Source organism: Dankookia rubra, assembly GCF_004355005.1.
Lineage (GTDB): Bacteria > Pseudomonadota > Alphaproteobacteria > Acetobacterales > Acetobacteraceae > Paracraurococcus > Paracraurococcus ruber_A.
This window is the reverse complement of the sequence record NZ_SMSJ01000011.1, coordinates 41,501-59,416: the sequence shown is the minus strand read 5'-3', so window position 1 is coordinate 59,416 and position 17,916 is coordinate 41,501. Positions and strand designations below refer to the sequence as shown.

The following is a 17,916-nucleotide window of genomic DNA, read 5'->3' as shown; positions in this document are numbered from 1 at the left end:
GCCCTCCCGCGCGGTCAGCGCCCCGGCCGCAGCCGCGCCCGGAGCCTCAGTCGCACTTGTAGCACCAGGTCACCAGCAGATCGATCGTGCAGGTATACTTCGAGTTGTCGCCGCAGGTCTCGGAGAAGGTCTGGAAGCAGACCGGCGGGTTGGTGCTGGAGCAGTGGTTCTGGGCGTTCGACTGGGTGCAGCCGGGGTCGCCGACCGGCCCGCCGCTGAAACTGCAGGCCGCGCCGTAGCCCGGTGGGGGTTGCTTCGAGCAGCCCAGCGTCACGACGATGCTCTGGGTGCTAAGGCACCAGTTGGTGAAGGTGGCGTCGAACTTGTTCGGCTGGTCCTCGAAAAACTCGTTCTGGATGCCGGAGAAGCAGGAGTTGTCCCAGGTGTAGTTGCCGGCATAGTTCGAGTAGCTCAGCCCCCAGTAGTAGGGATGGTCGCCGGTGCAGTAATAGGCCCAGCCCTGCGTCTCCCAGCCGCCGTAGGAGACCGGCGCCTGCACCTGCGGCTCGCAGTCCGGGATGTCGCCGTTGAAATAGGGGCCGCAAGGGCCCGCCTGGGCCGGCGACGGGTGCAGGAGGCCCGCGAGCAGGACCGCCACCAGGGAGGCCGCCAGCAGCACCCCGAATCGCTTCGGCATGTCCGTTGTCCTTTCCCTTCCCGTCCCGGCTGTCCTCAGCTGCCGCATTTGAAGCACCAGGTCACCGCCAGGTCGGTCGTGCAGCTGTAGCTGGTGCCGTCGCCGCAGGTCTCGGACGAGGTCTGGAAGCACACCGGCGGGTTGGTGCTGGAACAGTGATTGGTGATGTTCGTGGTCGTGCAGCCGGGGTCGCCGACCGGGTCGCCGGTGATGTTGCAGGTCGCGGGGAAGCCGGGCGGCGGCTGCTGCGAGCATCCCAGCGTGATCACGATGCTCTGGTCGTTCAGGCACCAGTTGGTCAGGGTGGCGTCGAACTTGTTTGCCTGGTTCTCGGCGAAGACATCCTCGGCGACCGAGAAGCAGCTGTTGTTCGAGCTGAAATTGCCCAGGATGTAGGAGCTGGCGCCCCAGTAGTAGGGATGGTCGCCGGTGCAGTAATAGGCCCAGCCCTGGGTCTCCCAGCCAGTATAGGCGACCGGCGCCTGCACCTGCGGCTGGCAGCTCGGGATGGTGGTGGCGCCGCCGTCGCAGGCATCGGCGCGGGCCGCGGCGGGATGCAGCAGGGCGCCGAGCAGCAGCGCTGCGGCCAGGCCCCGCGCCGCGCGCATCGCGCGCGTGCCGGCGGCTCGCACGGCCGCGCCGCTCACCGCGGACCTCCGCTGAAGGTGGTGTGGTGCGACGGCACGCCGCTGCGGTGCCGCAGCGTCGCCGTCACCTTCGGCACGCCGGCGCTGCAGCCGACGAAGAGCGTGACCCGGCCGACCTTGTCGCCGTTGTTCGTGGCGCCGACCAGCACGCGGCTGGCGACGAGGCTGCCCGCATCCTCGGGATCGGGCGCGGCGCCGGCCTGCGGCTTCGGCGGCAGCGCGGTGACAGCCAAGTGCTCGCTCTGCTCGGTGTCCCAGCCCACCACATGAGGGTGGCTCGAAGGGCAATGCGCCCGGACGATCGCCGACTGGCCCACGGCGACCCGGCGGTCGCGGGATTCGACCGTCATGCAATCCGGCGTGCCACGGCATTCGTTCCGCATGTGCTCGAGCACGCGGCCCTCGTCGTAGAGACCGTCCTTCTGCGCCAGGGCCGGCGCGGCGGCGGCCAGCGCCAGGCCGAGCACCAGAATGCCGCACCACCAGCCGGCACGGTCATTGCGCCGCGCATCGCGTCTGTTCGCCTGCATGGTTTCCTCCACCTGTTCCAGGCTTCCGCCTATCGGATGACCGCGGCCGTGCCGGCGCGGTCGCCGCCCTGGCGCTGCGCGGCGATCAGCTGGCGCAGCGCCGCGGGCTCGGCGACGCCCGGGATCATCATGTCGCCGACGACGAATGAGGGGGTGCCGTTGATGCCGAGCTGCTTGGCCAGGGCCGCGTTCCTCGCCAGCGCCGCATCGACCTCGGGCGAGACCATGTCGCGGGCCAGCCGGGCGCGGTCGAGGCCGACCCGGTCGGCGATGGCGAAGACCGCCTCGTTGGTCAGTGCTCCGCTGGCGCCCATCATCGCGTCGTGAAAGGCGAGGTAGCGGCCCTGCGCGACCGAGGCGAGCGCCGCGCGCGCGGCAAAGACCGACTCCGGCCCGAGCACTGGGAGCTGCTTGTGCACGAAGCGCAACCCCGGCTCGTCGGCCAGCAGCCCGGCCATGCCGGGATGCGCCTTCTTGCAATAGGCGCAGCGGTAGTCGAAGAATTCGACGATCGTGACGTCGCCGCGGGCATTACCGGCGACCGGCGCCTGCGGGTCGGCGACCAGCTCGTCCCGGCGCTCGACCAGCATGCGCTTCGCCGTGTTCTGCTGCTGCGCGCGCAGGGTCGCCTGGGCGCGCTGGAAAGCCTCGATCAGCGCCTCGGGGTGCTCGATGTAGTAGTCGTGGATCAGCTGCTGCACGGCCGCCTTCTGCGCCTCGGTCAGCGGCACGGGCTCCGCCGCGGCCTCGCGGGGGGCCAAGCCCGGCGCGGCGGCCAGGGCGAGCAGCAAGGCCAGGCGGCGCAGGCGGCTGATCATCGGCTGGGATTCTCCACTTCGGGGGGTGCCGGTGGCCTGTGGCCCAGGATGCCCCGGCGCTGATCTGGCGCCTGCGGCCTGCAGGCCGGCAAGCCGGATTGCTGGAATTCCAGGAGCTTCCAACACCTTCCCCACCGCGTCATGCGAAGGGGAAGTCGGACAGGGGCTCGCCGGGCGCCTGCAGCTTGACGCCGAGATCGGCGGCATAGGTGGTCAGCACATGGTACTGCCGGGCCAGGGCGCCGAGCGCCGCAAGGCCCGCGGCATTCTCCTCGGCCGTCGAGTCCGGGCCGAAGAGAGCGCCGGCAGCCTGCAGCGCGAGCCCCTCGAGCGGGTTGCCGAGATAGCTCGGCGGGCCGAAGCGCAGGATGCCCGGGCTCTGGACGAAGCCGTTCAGCACGTCGGGCTCGGCGCTGTAGTTGCCGACGGGGTCGCCGTATTCGACATAGTTGGTCAGCAGCGAGCTCGCGCCGGCCGGAATGCTGCCGGGCGGCAGGCCGGGCGCGCCATAGGTTTCGCCGGGCAGGTCGAGCTGCGCCGCGACGAAGGCCGCCTCCCCGCCGCCGAGCGAATGGCCGGTGAGGTAGACCGCGGTATCCGGGATGCCCAGCGCCGCGGCGGCGGCCAGCGCGGCCTCGGCGAAGCGCACCGCGTCGCCGAAGGCGGGCGGCACGATGCCGGCGAAGATCAGGCCGTCGGCGAGGACCTGGGCGGCGACGAATTCCGGGTCGCTCGACAGGGCGGAGATATGGGTGCCCTCGAAGGCGAGGACGAGCTGGTTGGCCGCGGTCAGGAAGGCGGCGCCGTAGAAGCCGTCCGCGGTGACTTCCAGCGCCAGGGGCTGACCGCCCGCTTCCAGGAAGCGCAGCCCCGCCGGCAGGTTCGCCAGGTCGCGGTCGTAAGTCCAGTTGGCGGCGTTGAGCAGGGTCGCGGTGTCGGGCGGGGGGCTCGCCTCCGGCAGGCCGGGCCCCGGGGTGTCCTCTCCCGCGCCAGGCCCATGCGGGCCGTGATGCCCGCGGTCGCAGCCGGGGTGACGGGCGTGGTGCGGTCCGTGGCCCTCCCGCATACCCGACCATTCCGCGACCTGGTCGTGCCGCATATCCGGTTCCCGGATAGTAACCATCGCGTCCGCCATTGCCATCTGCTTCCCCGCGCCGCGTATTCCTGCGCGATCACCAGTCATGGGGCCACGATCCGCAATCAACTTGTCTGGAATTCCTGGAAGTTCCACGAAGAAGCGGCCTAGACAGGACGGATGTTCCTGCCGCGAACTACCATCCACCGGCAAGTCGCCTGTACCTGTTTCGGTAAGAAACCATAGATTCCTGGAAGCGGCCATGCGCAACACCGATCTGCGGAAAGCCCGCGACGTCGCGGCGAAGCTGCGCCTCACCGCGGCCCTGCTCGGCGGCATCAGCCAGAAGGAACTCTGCGCCGCCTTCCGCCGGGTGAACCCGCAGACCGGCTTCGATCTCGACCGGTCCTACAAATGGGTCCAGGGGCGGTCGCTGCCGCGCTCGGCGCAGATCTACGAGGACTGGGCCCGGCTGCTCGGACTGGCCCAGGCGGGGAGCTGGGTGGCGGGCTGCGGGCTGGACAGCTTCCTCGAGGCGCTCTGCGGCGACGGCCGGGCGGACCGCGCCGACCTGCTCCGCCGCGCCGGGCTGGACACCCCGCCGGAGGACGACGCGGCCGGGGTGGCGACGCGCTATCTCTGCGGCAGCTATGCCTGCTACTCCCAGGCGCAATCGCCGTATTACCAGGGCCGCATCCTGCGCGGCGCGCTGGTGATCGAGCCGTCGCCGCGCCGTGCCGAGGGGCTGACCGCCTGCTATTCCCAGGCGCTCTCGCTCGGCCGCAGCCATGTGGCGGGACGGGTGATGATCGTCGGCAGCATGCTGGCGCTGCCACTCACCACGGGCAGCCCCGGCGCCCCGCCGGTCAGCTTCCACCTGCATCTGCCGGCCCCGCCGGGCAGCCTGCTGGCCGGGATCATGGGCAGCTGCACCATGGTGCATCCGGGCGGCCAGCCGCCCTATGCGACGCGGGTCGCGATGGTCCGCGTGCCCCTCCCGGTCGAGGCCTTGGAACGGTCCAACCGCTACATGGAGGCGGAGCCGCTGGCCCTGTCGCGCGACCTCGCCGCGCTCGGCCTGCTGGTGCGGGATGCGGTCGGGCTGGAAGCGCGGCTCGACCGTTTCCTGCGGCCGGTGGGCACGGGCTGGGCCGGCTCGGACCAGGTGCAGATGGCCGACCAGGTGGCGCTCGGCGGCGCCTGCGACCGGGCCTGGCTGGACACGGTCGGGGCGGCGGCGGAGACCGGCCGGGTGCCGGCGCCGGCGCCGGCGCGGCAGCCGATGGCGCTGGACCTCGGCTGACGCCGCCCGGCCGGGAACCGGCCGGGCGGCGCCGGGGCTATTTGTACACGAACTCCGCCCCGTCCAGGTCGATGGCCGGGAAGATGTCCTTCTCCGCCCAGTAGTCCTGGGTGTGCTGCCATTCCGGCTTGGCGCCGCGCTTCGGCAGCAGGTGCATCCCCCGCATCAGGTAGCCCGGGTTGAAGTTCTCCGGGTCGATCCAGGGCAGCAGCGGCATGTCCCGGTCCTCCGGCCGCAGCGCGACCTCGACCCGCTCGGCGCCCTTTTCCTGCATGTGGCCGAGCAGCCGGCAGACGAAGTCGCCGACCAGGTCGGCCCGCAGCGTCCAGCTGGCGCGGAAATAGCCGAAGACCCAGACCATGTTCGGCACGCCGGTGAACATCATGCCGCGGTAGGTCACCGTGTCGTGGAAGGCCAGCGGCTTGCCGTCGACCGCGAAGTCGATGTCGCCGAGGACGTTCAGGTGGAAGCCCGTCGCGGTGACGATGATGTCGGCGTCGAGGTGCTGGCCCGACTTCAGCTGGATGCCGCCCTCGTCGAAGGTCTCGATCTCGTCGGTGACGACGCTCGCCTTGCCCGAGGCGATGCCGTGGAACAGGTCGGCATCGGGGACGAAGGCGATGCGCTGCCGCCACGGCCGGTAGTCCGGCGTGAAGTGCCTGTCGAGATCATAGTCGGGGCCGAGGATGGAGCGCAGGTTCGCCAGCATCTCCGCCTTCACCTTCTCCGGCTCGGCGAAGCAGCGGTCGGTGAACTTCGATTGCTCCAGCAGGATCTTGCGGCGGACGATCTCGTGGATCCAGTGCTCGTCCACCTGCAGCGCGCGCAGTTCCTCGGCGATCTCGATCGCGTTGCGGCCGGTGCGGAAATAGGTGGGCGTCCGCTGCAGCATCACCACATGCGCGGCCTTGTCGCACATGTTCGGCACGATGGTGGCGGCCGAGGCGCCGGAGCCGATGACCACCACCCGCTTGCCCGTGTAGTCGAGGCCCTCGGGCCAGGTCTGCGGGTGGATGATCCGGCCCTTGAAGCGGTCCATGCCGGCCCATTCCGGCGTGTAGCCTTCGGAATGCCGGTAGTAGCCCTGGCACATCCAAAGGAAGCGGGCGCTGATCACCACCGGCTCGCCCGTGTCGGTGCGGGTCGCCTCGATGGTCCAGCGGTTCTCGGCGCTCGACCAGCTCGCGCTGCTGATCCGGTGGTTGTAGCGGATGTGGCGGTCGAGGCCGTTCTCCTCGATCACGTCGCCCATGTACTTGCGGATCTCGTCGGCGGTCGCGATCGGCGTGCCGGTCCAGGGCTTGAAGCGGTAGCCGAAGGTATGCAGGTCGCTGTCCGAGCGGATGCCGGGATACTTGTGCGTCCACCAGGTGCCGCCGAAGGTCTCCTGGCTCTCCAGCACCACGAAGCTGGTGCCGGGGCGCTGGGTCTTCAGGTGATAGGCGCCGCCGACGCCGGAGATGCCGGCGCCGACGATCAGCACGTCGACCTGCTCGGCCGGCCGGGTCGTTGGCCGCTCGAGGGTTGCTGCCTCGGACATCGCTGCTCGTCCTCCTTGATTGCTTGGCGGCCAGCCTAGCCGTTTGCCGGCAGTTTGCACCGCATGGATGGTTGGTGGAACGGAAAGCCCCAGGCGCCCTTGATTGGCATCAGGTCGGTCGATCGACAACGATCCGCGGCCCTGCTGCCGCCCCTATCCGGCTGTAACCTCGGCGCGACGGACCGGGCGGGGGCGGGCGATGGAACGGCGGAGCGTGATCATGCTGGCGGCGGGCCTGGCCGCCGCGGGCTGCGCCCGGGCCGAGGCGCCGGCGATCCGCGGCATCGCCCCCTGTCGGGAGCGCATGGCCCTGCCGCCCGGCGCGGTGCTGGCGGTGGCCTTGCAGGACATCTCCCGCGCCGATGCGCCGGCCGAGACCCTGGCCGAGGCGCGCATCCCGGTCGGGGGCCAGGTGCCGGTCGGCTTCGCCCTGCCCTACGATCCCGCCCGCATCCAGCCGAATCATACCTATGCGGTCCGCGGCACGATCGGGCTCGAGGGGCGGATGATCTTCCGCACCGGTACCATCCACCCCGTGCTGACCCGCGGCGCAGGAAAGACGGCGGAGTTGCGCCTGGTCCGCGTCGCCGCGCCGGCCCCGGCACCGGTCGCCGGGGCCGCCCCGCCGCTGGTCGGGCCCGACTGGGTCGCCGAGGACATCGACGGTCGCGGCGTGGTCGACCGGGTGCGCTCCACCCTCACCTTCGGCGCCGATGGCGGGGTCAGCGGCTCCGGCGGCTGCAACCGCATCGCCGGGAGCTATACCCTGGCGGGAGAGACCATCGGCTTCGGCCAGATGATCTCCACCATGATGGCCTGCGCCCCGGCGGTGGGGGAGCAGGAGCGGCGCTTCCTGCAGGCGCTGGCCGAGACCCGGCGCTGGCGCATCACGCCGGAAGGCTGGCTGCTGCTGCTGGATGCCGAGGCGAAGCCGCTGGCCCGCCTCGTGCGCCACTAGCCTCATGCGCCAGTCGCGGCGCCTCAGCGCGCGGCGTCGGCGGCCAGGCCGAAGGCCTGCGGGTAGCCGAACAGGCCGACCTGGCCGCCGGTATGCAGGAAGACCACGTTCTGGTCCTTGCCGAAGAAGCCCTTGCTGATCAGGTCGATCAGCCCGGCCATGCCCTTTCCGGAATAGACCGGGTCGAGCAGGATGCCCTCCTGCTCCGCCACCAGCTTCACCGCCTCGACCATTCCCTCGGTCGGGATGCCGTAGCCCTGGCCGACATAGTCGCAGTTGGCGACCACGTGTTCCGCCTTGACCAGCGCCGGCAGGCCGAGATGCGCCATGGTGCGCTCGGCCAGCGCCAGGACATTGGCCTCCTGCTTCGGCTTCGGCGCGCGGACGCCGATGCCGAGCACGGGGATGCCGCTGTTCAGCGCGACCAGGCCCGCGACCAGCCCGGCCTGGGTGCCGGCGCTGCCCGTCGCATGCACCAGGTGGTCGATCCGCAGCCCCATGTCGGAGGCCTGGGTCACCAGTTCCTGCGCCGCGTTGACATAGCCGAGCGCACCCACCGGGTTGGAGCCGCCGCCGGGGATGACATAGGGCTTGCGGCCGGCGCCGCGCATCTCCTCCGCCACCGCCTCCATCTCCGCCTGCATGTCGGCGCCGCCGGGGCGGCGGGAGACGCTGGCGCCGTGCAGCCGGTCCATCAGCACATTGCCGGACTCGGTATAGGCCGGGTCGGCATAGCCGGTCCGGTCCTCCAGCAGGATGTGGCAGGCGAGGCCGAGCTTGGCCGCCGCCGCGGCGGTCTGGCGGGCGTGGTTGGACTGGGTCGCGCCCTGGGTGATCAGGATGTCGGCGCCCTTGGCGATGGCGTCGGCGCAGAGGAATTCGAGCTTCCGCGTCTTGTTGCCGCCGGTGGACAGGCCCGTGCAGTCGTCCCGCTTGATCCAGAGCTTCGGGCCGCCGAGGTGCTTCGTCAGGCGCTCCATCGGCTCGAGCGGGGTCGGCATGTGGCCGAGCCGGATGCGCGGGAAGCGGGCGAGGTTCATGGCGGTTGGGTTCCTCCGGCCGGTCGATCGGGCGCGGAGGCTAGCCCCGATCGCCGCGACGGGCGAGGGCGGGGCGACGCGAAGCATCCGCGGGCGCCGCTGCGGACGCCCGCGGCCGGGCCTCAGCCCAGCTTCATCCGCTCGGCGATCTGCACCGCGTTCAGCGCCGCGCCCTTCAGCAACTGGTCGCCGCAGAGGAAGAAATCGAGCCCGAACTCGCCGAACACGGGATTGGCTCGCACCCGCCCGGCCTCGACATCGTCCTGGCCCGTCGCGGTGATCGGCATGGGGTAGAGCTGCTTCGCCGGCTCATCCACCAGCTTCACGCCGGCAGCCCGGGCCAGCACGGCGCGGGCCGCCTCCGGGGTCACCGGCCGCTCGCACTCGATCGTCACGGCTTCGCCATGCACCCGGAAGGTCGGGATGCGGACCGCGGTGCAGGAGACGAGAAGATCGGGCATGCCCATGATCTTCCGGCTCTCCCAGGCGACCTTCATCTCCTCCCGCGTGTAGCCATTGGGCTGGAAGCTATCGATCTGCGGGATGACGTTGAAGGGCAGCGGGTGGGCAAACACGTGGTGGCCCGGGCGGCCGCCCTCGACCAGCACCCGGCGGGTCTCCTGCTCCAGCTCGGCCATGCCCTCCGCCCCGGCGCCGCTGGCAGCCTGGTAGGTGGAGACGATGACCCGCTTGAGGCCGAAGGCCTGGCGCAGCGGCTCCAGCGCCACCACCAGGATGGCGGTGGTGCAGTTCGGGTTGGCGATCAGCTTGTGGTTGCCGATGGCGGCGCCGTTCACCTCCGGCACCACCAGCGGCACGTCGTCCTCCAGCCGCAGGGCGGAGGAATTATCGACCACCGCGACGCCCTGCGCCGCCAGCTTGCGGGCATGCGCCTTGGCGAAGTCGCCGGAGACGGCCAGCAGGGCCAGGTCCAGGCGGGAGGCGGCGGCGTCCGAGTATTCCTCGATCGCCACCTCGCCCCAGGGGGTCTGCTGTTTCAGGCCGGCGCTGCGGGCGGAGGCGAATAATTTCAGCTCGGTGACCGGGAAGCGCCGCTTGCCCAGGACCTCGACCAATTCCTTCCCGACCGCGCCCGTGGCACCGATCACGCCGACCCGCATGACACCCTTTTCCTTCGTGGGGAATGGCCGTTTAGCGCGGCTTTCACGGAACTGCCACCGTCAAGCGCCGATGGCTGCCTTGCCTGCGGGGCCGGCCTGCGTTGACCCCGCCGCCGCCCCCTGCCATCTGCCCACGCATGACAGCCGATCCATCCCTCCGGAACGTCAAGGCCTGGCCCTTCGAGGAGGCCGCCAAGGTCGCCGATCGCCTGGCCGCCAACCCGAAACCGGAAGGCGCCCCGGGGGGAGCATTGTTCGAGACCGGCTATGGCCCCTCCGGCCTGCCGCATATCGGCACCTTCGGGGAGGTGGCGCGCACCACCTGGGTCCGCCGCGCCTTCGAGCGGATAACCGGCCTGCCGGCCCGGCTGATCGCCTTCTCGGACGACATGGACGGCCTCAGGAAGGTGCCGGACAACGTGCCGAACAAGGCGATGCTGGCCGAACACCTGGGCCGGCCGCTGACCGCCATCCCCGACCCCTTCGGCACCCATCCGAGCTTCGGCGCCCACAACAACGCCCGGCTGCAGGCCTTCCTCGACACCTTCGGCTTCGAATACGAATTCGCGTCGAGCACCGACTATTACCGGGGCGGCCGGTTCGACGCCGCCCTGCTGCGGATGGCGGAACGGCACGACGCCGTGAAAAAGGTCATCCTCCCCACGCTCGGCGCGGAACGAAAAGCCACCTACTCGCCTTTCCTGCCCATCCATCCGGAGACGGGCGTGGTCATGCAGGTGCCGATGGAGGAGGTGCGCCCTGAGGACGACCTGCTGGTCTGGGTCGACCCGGCTACGGCCAAGCGGCATGGCACCCGGATCACCGGCGGCCACTGCAAGGCCCAGTGGAAGGCCGACTGGGCGCTGCGCTGGTTCGCGCTCGGCGTCGACTACGAGATGTCGGGCAAGGACCTGATCGATTCGGTGAAGCTGTCGGGGCAGATCTGCCGGGTGCTCGGCGGCACCCCGCCGGCCAGCTTCACCTATGAGCTGTTCAACGACGAGAACGGCCAGAAGATCAGCAAGTCGAAGGGCAATGGCCTGACCATCGAGGAATGGCTGCGCTACGCCCCGCCGGAATCGCTCGCCTATTTCATGTACCAGTCGCCGCAGCGGGCCAAGCGGCTGTTCTTCGACGTGATCCCCCGCGCGGTCGACGAGTACCTCGGCCACCTGGAAAAGCTGCGGGTCCAGCCGGAGCCGACCAACCCGGCCTTCCACATCCACAACGGCAGCAGCAACGACCCGGGCTCGCCCATCGGCTTCGGCATGCTGCTGAACCTGGCCAGCGTGGTGAATGCGGATGAGCCCGAGATGCTTTGGGGCTTCATCCGGCGCTATGCCCCGGGGGTGACGCCGGACAGCAGCCCGATGCTCGCCCGGCTGGTCGAATATGCCGTCGCCTATTTCCGCGACTTCGTGGCGCCCACCCGGCAGCACCGGGCGCCGAGCACGCTCGAGCGCGGCGCGCTGGAGGACCTGCTGCAGGTGCTCCGCAGCCTGCCCGAGGACAGCGACGCCGAGGCGATCCAGACCCTGCTGTACGAGGTCGGCAAGCGCCACCCCTTCGCCAACCTGCGCGACTGGTTCGCCTGCCTCTATCAGGTACTGCTCGGCGCCCAGGAAGGCCCGCGCTTCGGCGGCTTCGTCGCGCTCTACGGCATTCCCGGCACCATCGGGCTGATCGAGACCGCGCTGGCCCGCGGAGCGGGCGAGGACCTGGCACCGCGTGAGGCACCTGCCGCGTGAGCCCCCGACTCGCCTGGCTGCGCCGGAACGGACCCGCGGTCTTCGGCGTGGTCCTGCTGGTCGCCGCCATCTTCGTCGTCCAGCGCGAATTCCGCACCCTGTCGGTGGCCGAGATCCGCACCGCCATGGCAGCGCTGCCGGCCAGCGCGCTGTGGAAGGCGGCGGGTTTCACCGTGCTCGCCTACCTGGTGCTGGCGGTCTACGACAAGCTGGGATCGATCTATGCCGGGCGGCCGGTCTCCTGGCCGAAATCCTTTCTCGCCTCCTTTTGCGGCTATTCGCTGGCGCACAACCTCGGCTTCGCCGCGGTCTCGGGCGCCGCGGTGCGCTACCGGCTCTATTCCGCCTGGGGCCTGACACCGCTCGAGATCGCCAAGGTGGTCGGCTTCACCAGCCTGACCTACGGCCTCGGCGGCATGGCCCTCGGCGGGCTGGTGCTGGTCTTCGAGCCGGAGGTGGTGCCCTGGTTCGGCACCCACCTGCCGCACTGGGCGCTGCAGGCCATGGCCCTGCCGCTCTGGGGCATCGTGCTGACCTATGTCGTGCTCAGCCGCTTCAAGCGTCACGTGCGGCTGTTCGGGCACGAGATCGACCTGCCCGAGCCGCGCATGGCGCTGATGCAGACCGGCCTCGCCACCGTGGACGTGGCGATCACCGCGGCCATCTTCTACATCCTGCTGCCGCAGGCGGAGGGGCTGACCTTCCTGCGCTTCGTCGGCATCTACCTCGCGGCCTATACCGCCGGCATCGCCGCGCATGTGCCGGGCGGCCTCGGCGTCTTCGACGGCGCCGTCCTGCTCGGCCTGCAGCCCTACATGCCGGCGCCGGAGGTGATCGGCGCGCTGCTGGTCTTCCGGCTGTACTACTACATCATCCCGCTGTTCATCTCCGGCACGCTCTTCGTCGGCTTCGAGCTTGGCCAGCGCCGCAACGTCCTGCAGCGGGTCACCGCGCTCGGGCGGGGGAGCGAGACGCTGGAGGTGCCGGCGATCGCCTCCCTCGTCGCACTCGCCGGCGCGCTGCTGATCTTCCTCGGCGCGCTGCCGACCAAGGGGACGATCATCGAGGAATGGGCGGGGCATGCCGCAGCCCTTGCCTCCCACTTCGCCGCCTCGGTCGTGGGCTCGCTGCTGCTGGTCATGGCCTATGGGTTGCTGCGTCGGCTGACCATCGCCTGGGGCTTCAGCCTCTTCCTGCTGCTGAACGGCGCGGTGATCGGGTGGGTGCGCGGCGAGGCCTGGTGGCTCTGGGGCGCCTTCCTGCTGCTGGCCGGGCTGGTCGCCAGCCTGCGCGCCGCCTTCTACCGCGACAGCCGGCTGGTGCGGGAGCCGCTCTCGCCGGAAGCCGTGGTGCCGCTGACCGCAGTCGCCGCCTGCGGCATCACCCTGGCGCTGGTGGCCTATGGCGGGCGCGTCTCGGAAACCGCCTGGTGGGGCGTGGTCTTCTCCGAACTCGCGCCGGACAGCCTGCGCTTCACCGTGGGGCTGACCGGCGTGCTGCTGCTGGTCGGCATGGTGCGGCTGCTGCGGCCGGCCCGCTTCGCGCCGCTGGCCTGGGACGCGGCCACGCGGTCCCGCATCGCCGCGCTCGGCGGGCTGGCGCCGCGGGAGGCCGATGGCGCGGTCTTCGGCGAGGGCGAGCGGGCCGGCTTCGCCTTTCTCAGGCGCGAGGGCGTCTGGCTGGCGCTGGGCGACCCGGCGGGGGAGCGGAAGGACGCGATCTCGGCGATCTGGCGCTTCCGCGACCTTTGCGAGCGGGCCGGGGTGGATGCCGCCTTCTGGCGGGTCGGGCCCGCCTACCTCAGGGTTTATGCCGATATCGGCCTGCACGCGGTGCCGCTGCGGGAGCGGGAGGGCGAGACGCCCCGCTACCTGGCGCTGCGGGCGGAGCGGGACCTGGAAAGCCTGCGGCCGCTGCTGCCGCCGGAGATGCGCCGCGCGGCGGAAGAGCTGGAGCGCAGCCGGGCGGCCTGAAAAGCCGGGGGAGCGGTATTCTCCCCCGTTCCGCGCGTCTGTCGTCCCAGGTCCAGTACCCTCCGCGCGCCGGCACCCGGCTCAGGCACGGGAAGGGCGGAACGTGGGAAGGGAACAGCTTTCCCTCCCCGAGACCGTCTTCCCGCCCTACTGCGTCGCCCAGACGACCCGGTGCATCCAGGTGATCTCCGGGATCTCGAAGCTGTAGTCCGGATGCGCCGGGTTCAGGCTGCGCAGGTCGACCCGCTTGGCGGATTGCCGCTTCAGCTCCTTGGCCATCACCTCGCCCTTCTGCGTGCGCACCACAACGCGGTCGCCGCGCCGCACCGGCGCGCCGGGGGAGACGATGACCACGTCGCCGTCGCGGAAGACCGGCTCCATGCTCTCGCCGGAGATTTCCAGCGCATAGGCATTCGGGTCGCCGATCTCCGGCACCGAGATTTCGTCCCAGCCGCCGCCGACGGGGTAGCCGCCATCGTCGAAGTAGCCCTCCCCGCCGGCCTGGGCGAGGCCGATCAGCGGGATGCGCCGCCCCGAGAGGCCGCGCCCGCCGCGCGGCAGCGCCGCCACGCCGGTGACCAGCGAGGCGAAGTCGGAAAACCCGGCGCCGGTCGCCGACAGCACCTTCGCCACGCTCTCGGTCGAGGGCCAGCGCGCCCGGCCGTCGGCGCCGATGCGCTTCGAGGGGTTGAAGGCGGTCGCGTCCAGCCCGGCCTTGCGGGCCAGGCCCGAGGCGGACAGCCCGTTCTCGGCGGCCAGCGCGTCGAGCGCGCGCCAGATATCCTCGTGCGTCATGGGGTGGTCCCTGCCCGGCACCCGGCCGGCTCGCTCATGCTGTGAATCATGGGGATAACATCCTAGGGACGGAGTCAGAGTGCAATAGGCTAATTTTCCTCAATTACGCTTGCGCTCACCATCGTGACGCGAATATGTTCCCGAAATGTTCACGCCAGGAGAGAGGAAAATCCCCCCGATGACGCCCCCCAGGACCACCGCCCCGCGCCCCGCCGCCACCTTCTCCCCGCGCAGCCGGACCGAAGCCTTCCGCAACGCGGAGGAAGCCTGGTTCTGGACCATGGCGGCGCTGATCGCGCGGCGCGACGGCGCGCGCATCGTCTCCGGCGCCGGCCTGGTGCAGCGCCCCTGCGAGCCGGACGACGTGGTGAAATGCCTCGACCGGCTGTACCGCCAGCGCCGCATCGACCTGCAGCATGCGCGCATCCTGCGGATCTGGGGCGAGCGGCAGCAGGCGCCCGACCCGCGCGCGCCGCGGGAAGGCGGCGATGCGCGGCTGTGGCGCGAGGCAATGGCGCGGCTCGACTGGCCGCTGCGGGTGAAGGGCATCGTCGACGGCCCGGCGCTGCCGATGCCGGAGTCCGCTGATATCATCAGCTTTCCCGGCAAGCTACGGTGACCGCCGCGGCGCCGCCGGCCAAGCCGGCGCATCGCCGCGCGGCGGAGGCCGGGCAGCGCGCCTTCATCGTCTTCGGCGGCGCGGCGGACCAGCCCTGGCTGCGCCTGCTGCGGCCAGGCTTCCGCCACTGCTTCGCGGTGCTGGCGGATGCCACCGGCTGGACCGTGCTCGACCCGCTCTCGGGCAGGCTGGTGGTGGCGCGGCTGGAGGTGCCGGCACAGTTCGACCTGCCCGGCTTCTACCGCCGCGCCGGCTTCGCGGTGCGCGGCCCCTTCGCCCCTGGGCGGCCGCGCTGGCGGCTGCTGCCGCCGCTCGCGCCCTTCACCTGCGTCGCGCTCTGCCGCGCCGTGCTGGGCGCCGGCGCGCCCTTCGCGGTGACGCCCTGGGGGCTGTTCCGGGCGCTCGACAATGATAGGAAAAATATCTTGACACCAATGCGTCTGTCGCGTTAATCCTTCTCTCGTCAACGGGCGATCTGCGCCCGGCGGCATCTTCCCGATCCCTCCCCGGACCTCACCGAAGGCCCGCCCCTCGCCAGGGGCGGGCCTTCGGGCTTTTCGGGCCCGGCATCCCCAACAGATCGAGGTGACGCGCATGGGTGGCCTGTTCCGTGCCCCGAAGCCGGTCGTCGTCCCGCCGGCGCCACAGCCCGGGCCGGCTCCGGCCCCGCCCCCGCCCGAACAGCAGGGCGAGGCGGCCCGCGCCGCCGCCCGCGACCGCGCCGCGCGCGGGCTGGAAGGCACCATCGCCACCTCCGCCCGCGGGGTGCTCGGGGCATTGCCCGCCACCTCCCGCAAATCCCTGCTGGGGGAATAGGCCATGGACCCGACCGAGATCCTTGCCCGCCACGCCGCGGCGGTGGAGCGGCGCCGCCCGCTCGAGCCGCTCTGGCAGGCCTGCTACGACCATGTCCTGCCCGGCCCCGCCGCCGGCGCCGCGCTGTTCGACGCGACCGCGGCGGATGGCGCCGAGCAGCTCGCCGCCTCCCTGCTGGCGGAGCTGACCCCGCCCTGGTCCCGCTGGTTCGGGCTGGCGCCCGCCCGGCCCGTCGAGGACCGCGCTGCGGCCGAGGCCCTGGAGGACGCAGCGGCGGCGCTGCAGGGGCATCTCGACCGGTCCAACTTCACCGTCGAGATGCACCAGGCCTTCCTCGACCTGGTGGTCGCCGGGACCGGGCTGCTGCTGGTCGAGGAAGCGCCGCTCGGCGAGGCCTCGGCGCTGCGCTTCACCGCGGTGCCGGTGCGGACCGCGGTGCTGGAGGAAGGGCCGGATGGCCGGCTCTCCACCATCTGGCGTCAGGCGCGGCTGACCGCGGCGCAGCTCCGCGCCCGCTTCCCCGGCGCCGCCCTGCCCGCCGCGCTGACCCGCGACGCCGGGGACCCGACGCAGCACCCGGTGCTGGAAGCGGTCTGGCCGGACCGCGGCACCACCCGCTACGCCGCGATCCTCGCCGATCCCGCTGCGCCGCTGCTGCTGGCCGAGGGCCGCTTCGCCGAAAGCCCGGCCATCGCCTTCCGCTGGCTGAAGGCGCCGGGCGAGACCTATGGCCGCGGCCCCGTCATGAAGGCGCTGCCCGACATCCGCACCGCCAACAAGGTGGTCGAGCTGGCCCTGAAGAACGCCTCCATCGCGGTTACCGGCATCTGGCAGGCCGAGGATGACGGCGTGCTGAACCCGGATACGGTGAAGCTCGTCCCCGGTGCCATCATCCCGAAGGCGCCGGGCAGCGCCGGCCTCACGCCGCTGGCCGCACCCGGCAATTTCGACGTTTCCCAGCTCGTGCTGCAGGACCTGCGCGCGCGCATCCGCACCGCGCTGCTGGCCGACCGGATCGGCCCGCTGCAATCGGCGCCGATGACGGCGACCGAGGTGCTGGAACGCGGCGCCCAGGCATCGCGGCTGCTCGGCGCGACCTATGGAAGGCTGCAGGCCGAGCTGCTGACGCCGCTCGTCACGCGCTGCCTGGCGATCCTCAGGCGCCGCGGCGAGATCCCGCCGCTGCGGCTCGACGGGCGCGACGTGGCGCTGCGCTACGAAAGCCCGCTGGCCCGCCTGCAGGGCCGCGCCGACGCGGCGAACACGCTGCTGTTCCTGCAGGCGGTCGGCTCGCTCGGCGGCGATGCCGCGGCGCAGCTGGATGCCGCCGCCGCGACGCGCTGGCTGGCGAAGACGCTCGGCGCGCCGGCCGATGTGCTTGTTCCCAACAACCCCATCCGGGAGTGACCCGCATGCCCGAGGACCTGCTGCAGCCGACTGACGCCGCGCCGCTGATGCCGGAGCTGCCCCCGAAGGACATCCCCGAGAAGTTCCGCGACGCGGCCGGCGCGGTGCGCGTCGACGCGCTGCTGAAATCCTACCTGGAGCTCGAGCGCCGGATGTCGCAGCGCGCCGGCCGCCCGGCACCGGACGCGCCGCCCGAGGAGCTGACCCGCTTCCGCCAGGCCATGGGCATCCCCGAGGCGCCGGAGGGCTACGACATCGCCGCGCCGCACGACCTCTGCTGCGCCGATGCCGAGATCAACGGAAGGCTGCACGCGGCCCACTTCACCAACGACCAGGCGCAGCTGGTGTACGACCTGGCGGCCGAACGCCTGCTGCCGCTGATCGCCGAGGCCGCGGCGCAATACGAGGCCGACCGGCAGCGCGCCGTGCTGATCCAGCACTATGGCGGGGAGGACGGCTTCCGCCGCATGGCCGCGCAGCTCGCCGCCTGGGGCCAGGCCAGGCTGCCGCCGCCGGTCTATGCCGCGCTGTCCTCGACCGCCGAGGGCGTCATGGCGCTGGAGCAGATGATGCGCGGGCAGGAGCCCGGCCTCGGCCGCGACGCCGTCGCGCCCGCGGCCGAAAGCGAGACGGAGCTGCGGGCGATGATGCGCGACCCGCGCTACTGGCGGGCGCGCGACCCGCAGTTCATCCAGCGCGTGACCGACGGCTTCCGCCGCCTGGTCGGCAACTGACCGCGGGCGGGATCCCCGCCGGCGATCTCGCCTGGCTGATCCGGCGGGGCTCGAGCGCCCCACCCCCCTGACGCTCGCCCCGCCGCACGGGGCGCTCGCGCGGCCTGCCGCGCGGGTGCCCCGTTCCGGGGGCGGGCGGCTGCGCCGGCCTTGAG

Annotated in this window: 18 protein-coding genes and 1 pseudogene; 10 read left to right on the top strand and 9 right to left on the bottom strand. The window is 71.6% G+C overall.

Annotated elements, in window-relative coordinates; translation table 11 throughout:
* Nucleotides 1-46: 46 nt before the first annotated feature.
* From E2C06_RS11395 to E2C06_RS11375, 5 genes are all read right to left on the bottom strand, one after another.
* Nucleotides 47-637, bottom strand: a complete 591-nt coding sequence (locus E2C06_RS11395; protein ID WP_133288731.1) for a hypothetical protein — start codon at nucleotides 635-637, stop codon at nucleotides 47-49.
* A gap of 35 nt (nucleotides 638-672) precedes the next feature.
* Entirely contained in the window at nucleotides 673-1,284 is a 612-nt protein-coding gene (locus E2C06_RS11390) for a hypothetical protein (RefSeq protein ID WP_133288730.1), read from the bottom strand.
* Nucleotides 1,281-1,814: a hypothetical protein gene (locus tag E2C06_RS11385; protein ID WP_133288729.1), complete on the bottom strand. Its 534-nt coding sequence runs from the start codon at nucleotides 1,812-1,814 to the stop codon at nucleotides 1,281-1,283. Before E2C06_RS11385 ends, E2C06_RS11390 begins: the two co-directional genes overlap by 4 nt.
* A gap of 29 nt (nucleotides 1,815-1,843) precedes the next feature.
* A complete protein-coding gene (locus tag E2C06_RS11380) occupies nucleotides 1,844-2,632 on the bottom strand; it encodes a DsbA family protein (RefSeq protein ID WP_165982335.1) in 789 nt (262 codons plus the stop codon).
* A gap of 139 nt (nucleotides 2,633-2,771) precedes the next feature.
* Nucleotides 2,772-3,731 (bottom strand): alpha/beta hydrolase family protein, encoded by a 960-nt coding sequence (locus E2C06_RS11375; protein ID WP_133288727.1) that lies wholly within the window; start codon nucleotides 3,729-3,731, stop codon nucleotides 2,772-2,774.
* A 238-nt stretch (nucleotides 3,732-3,969) separates the two neighbouring features.
* Between E2C06_RS11375 and E2C06_RS11370 the strand changes: the two genes are divergently transcribed.
* Nucleotides 3,970-5,010: a hypothetical protein gene (locus E2C06_RS11370; RefSeq protein ID WP_133288726.1), complete on the top strand. Its 1,041-nt coding sequence runs from the start codon at nucleotides 3,970-3,972 to the stop codon at nucleotides 5,008-5,010.
* A gap of 37 nt (nucleotides 5,011-5,047) precedes the next feature.
* Here E2C06_RS11370 and E2C06_RS11365 read toward each other — a convergent pair whose 3' ends face one another.
* Complete coding sequence (locus E2C06_RS11365; protein WP_133288725.1) at nucleotides 5,048-6,550, bottom strand: flavin-containing monooxygenase; 1,503 nt, start codon at nucleotides 6,548-6,550, stop codon at nucleotides 5,048-5,050.
* 220 nt (nucleotides 6,551-6,770) lie between these two features.
* Between E2C06_RS11365 and E2C06_RS11360 the strand changes: the two genes are divergently transcribed.
* Nucleotides 6,771-7,508, top strand: coding sequence for a YbaY family lipoprotein (locus E2C06_RS11360; RefSeq protein WP_165982334.1), 738 nt, complete (start codon nucleotides 6,771-6,773; stop codon nucleotides 7,506-7,508).
* A gap of 23 nt (nucleotides 7,509-7,531) precedes the next feature.
* Here the strand turns inward: E2C06_RS11360 and cuyA are convergent, their stop codons facing one another.
* Complete coding sequence (gene cuyA / locus E2C06_RS11355; protein WP_133288723.1) at nucleotides 7,532-8,548, bottom strand: D-cysteate sulfo-lyase; 1,017 nt, start codon at nucleotides 8,546-8,548, stop codon at nucleotides 7,532-7,534.
* Between the two features lie 122 nt (nucleotides 8,549-8,670).
* Nucleotides 8,671-9,669 carry an aspartate-semialdehyde dehydrogenase gene (locus tag E2C06_RS11350; RefSeq protein ID WP_133288722.1) on the bottom strand — a complete coding sequence of 333 codons (999 nt, stop codon included), beginning with the start codon at nucleotides 9,667-9,669 and terminating at the stop codon, nucleotides 8,671-8,673.
* Between the two features lie 137 nt (nucleotides 9,670-9,806).
* Here E2C06_RS11350 and E2C06_RS11345 point away from each other — a divergent pair, with 137 nt between their 5' ends.
* The 3 genes and pseudogenes from E2C06_RS11345 to E2C06_RS41050 all read left to right on the top strand — a co-directional run bounded on the left by E2C06_RS11345 (nucleotide 9,807) and on the right by E2C06_RS41050 (nucleotide 13,390).
* Complete coding sequence (locus E2C06_RS11345) at nucleotides 9,807-11,417, top strand: lysine--tRNA ligase (RefSeq protein WP_133288721.1); 1,611 nt, start codon at nucleotides 9,807-9,809, stop codon at nucleotides 11,415-11,417.
* Nucleotides 11,414-12,292: pseudogene (locus E2C06_RS41055) on the top strand (lysylphosphatidylglycerol synthase domain-containing protein); the annotation flags it as partial. The gene E2C06_RS11345 and the pseudogene E2C06_RS41055, both read left to right, overlap by 4 nt.
* Before the next feature lie 264 nt (nucleotides 12,293-12,556).
* On the top strand, nucleotides 12,557-13,390 hold the full coding sequence (locus tag E2C06_RS41050; protein ID WP_370451432.1) for a phosphatidylglycerol lysyltransferase domain-containing protein: 834 nt from the start codon (nucleotides 12,557-12,559) through the stop codon (nucleotides 13,388-13,390).
* 147 nt (nucleotides 13,391-13,537) lie between these two features.
* Here the strand turns inward: E2C06_RS41050 and E2C06_RS11335 are convergent, their stop codons facing one another.
* Nucleotides 13,538-14,185 carry a S24 family peptidase gene (locus E2C06_RS11335; protein ID WP_133288719.1) on the bottom strand — a complete coding sequence of 216 codons (648 nt, stop codon included), beginning with the start codon at nucleotides 14,183-14,185 and terminating at the stop codon, nucleotides 13,538-13,540.
* Between the two features lie 178 nt (nucleotides 14,186-14,363).
* Here E2C06_RS11335 and E2C06_RS11330 point away from each other — a divergent pair, with 178 nt between their 5' ends.
* The 5 genes from E2C06_RS11330 (at nucleotide 14,364) to E2C06_RS11310 (ending at nucleotide 17,761) form a co-directional block, all read left to right on the top strand.
* Nucleotides 14,364-14,804 (top strand): hypothetical protein, encoded by a 441-nt coding sequence (locus tag E2C06_RS11330; RefSeq protein ID WP_133288718.1) that lies wholly within the window; start codon nucleotides 14,364-14,366, stop codon nucleotides 14,802-14,804.
* Nucleotides 14,801-15,256, top strand: coding sequence for a hypothetical protein (locus tag E2C06_RS11325; RefSeq protein ID WP_133288717.1), 456 nt, complete (start codon nucleotides 14,801-14,803; stop codon nucleotides 15,254-15,256). Before E2C06_RS11330 ends, E2C06_RS11325 begins: the two co-directional genes overlap by 4 nt.
* A 142-nt stretch (nucleotides 15,257-15,398) precedes the next feature.
* A complete protein-coding gene (locus tag E2C06_RS11320) occupies nucleotides 15,399-15,620 on the top strand; it encodes a hypothetical protein (RefSeq protein ID WP_133288716.1) in 222 nt (73 codons plus the stop codon).
* Nucleotides 15,621-15,623: 3 nt separating this feature from the next.
* The gene (locus E2C06_RS11315; RefSeq protein WP_133288715.1) at nucleotides 15,624-17,027 is read left to right on the top strand and encodes a portal protein; all 1,404 of its coding nucleotides are present in this window, start codon (nucleotides 15,624-15,626) and stop codon (nucleotides 17,025-17,027) included.
* A gap of 5 nt (nucleotides 17,028-17,032) precedes the next feature.
* Entirely contained in the window at nucleotides 17,033-17,761 is a 729-nt protein-coding gene (locus E2C06_RS11310; RefSeq protein WP_133288714.1) for a capsid assembly protein, read from the top strand.
* The last annotated feature ends 155 nt before the right edge of the window (nucleotides 17,762-17,916 follow it).

Excerpts from the sequence above, each read along its gene's own strand:
- E2C06_RS11395 (WP_133288731.1), bottom strand. The coding sequence starts at position 637 with ATGCCGAAGCGATTCGGGGTGCTGCTGGCGGCCTCCCTGGTGGCGGTC.
- E2C06_RS11385 (WP_133288729.1), bottom strand. The coding sequence starts at position 1,814 with ATGCAGGCGAACAGACGCGATGCGCGGCGCAATGACCGTGCCGGCTGG.
- E2C06_RS11380 (WP_165982335.1), bottom strand. The coding sequence starts at position 2,632 with ATGATCAGCCGCCTGCGCCGCCTGGCCTTGCTGCTCGCCCTGGCCGCC.
- E2C06_RS11375 (WP_133288727.1), bottom strand. The coding sequence starts at position 3,731 with ATGCGGCACGACCAGGTCGCGGAATGGTCGGGTATGCGGGAGGGCCAC.
- E2C06_RS11370 (WP_133288726.1), top strand. The coding sequence starts at position 3,970 with ATGCGCAACACCGATCTGCGGAAAGCCCGCGACGTCGCGGCGAAGCTG.
- E2C06_RS11365 (WP_133288725.1), bottom strand. The coding sequence starts at position 6,550 with ATGTCCGAGGCAGCAACCCTCGAGCGGCCAACGACCCGGCCGGCCGAG.
- E2C06_RS11360 (WP_165982334.1), top strand. The coding sequence starts at position 6,771 with ATGCTGGCGGCGGGCCTGGCCGCCGCGGGCTGCGCCCGGGCCGAGGCG.
- cuyA (WP_133288723.1), bottom strand. The coding sequence starts at position 8,548 with ATGAACCTCGCCCGCTTCCCGCGCATCCGGCTCGGCCACATGCCGACC.
- E2C06_RS11350 (WP_133288722.1), bottom strand. The coding sequence starts at position 9,669 with ATGCGGGTCGGCGTGATCGGTGCCACGGGCGCGGTCGGGAAGGAATTG.
- E2C06_RS11345 (WP_133288721.1), top strand. The coding sequence starts at position 9,807 with ATGACAGCCGATCCATCCCTCCGGAACGTCAAGGCCTGGCCCTTCGAG.
- E2C06_RS41050 (WP_370451432.1), top strand. The coding sequence starts at position 12,557 with ATGGCCTATGGGTTGCTGCGTCGGCTGACCATCGCCTGGGGCTTCAGC.
- E2C06_RS11335 (WP_133288719.1), bottom strand. The coding sequence starts at position 14,185 with ATGACGCACGAGGATATCTGGCGCGCGCTCGACGCGCTGGCCGCCGAG.
- E2C06_RS11330 (WP_133288718.1), top strand. The coding sequence starts at position 14,364 with ATGACGCCCCCCAGGACCACCGCCCCGCGCCCCGCCGCCACCTTCTCC.
- E2C06_RS11320 (WP_133288716.1), top strand. The coding sequence starts at position 15,399 with ATGGGTGGCCTGTTCCGTGCCCCGAAGCCGGTCGTCGTCCCGCCGGCG.
- E2C06_RS11315 (WP_133288715.1), top strand. The coding sequence starts at position 15,624 with ATGGACCCGACCGAGATCCTTGCCCGCCACGCCGCGGCGGTGGAGCGG.
- E2C06_RS11310 (WP_133288714.1), top strand. The coding sequence starts at position 17,033 with ATGCCCGAGGACCTGCTGCAGCCGACTGACGCCGCGCCGCTGATGCCG.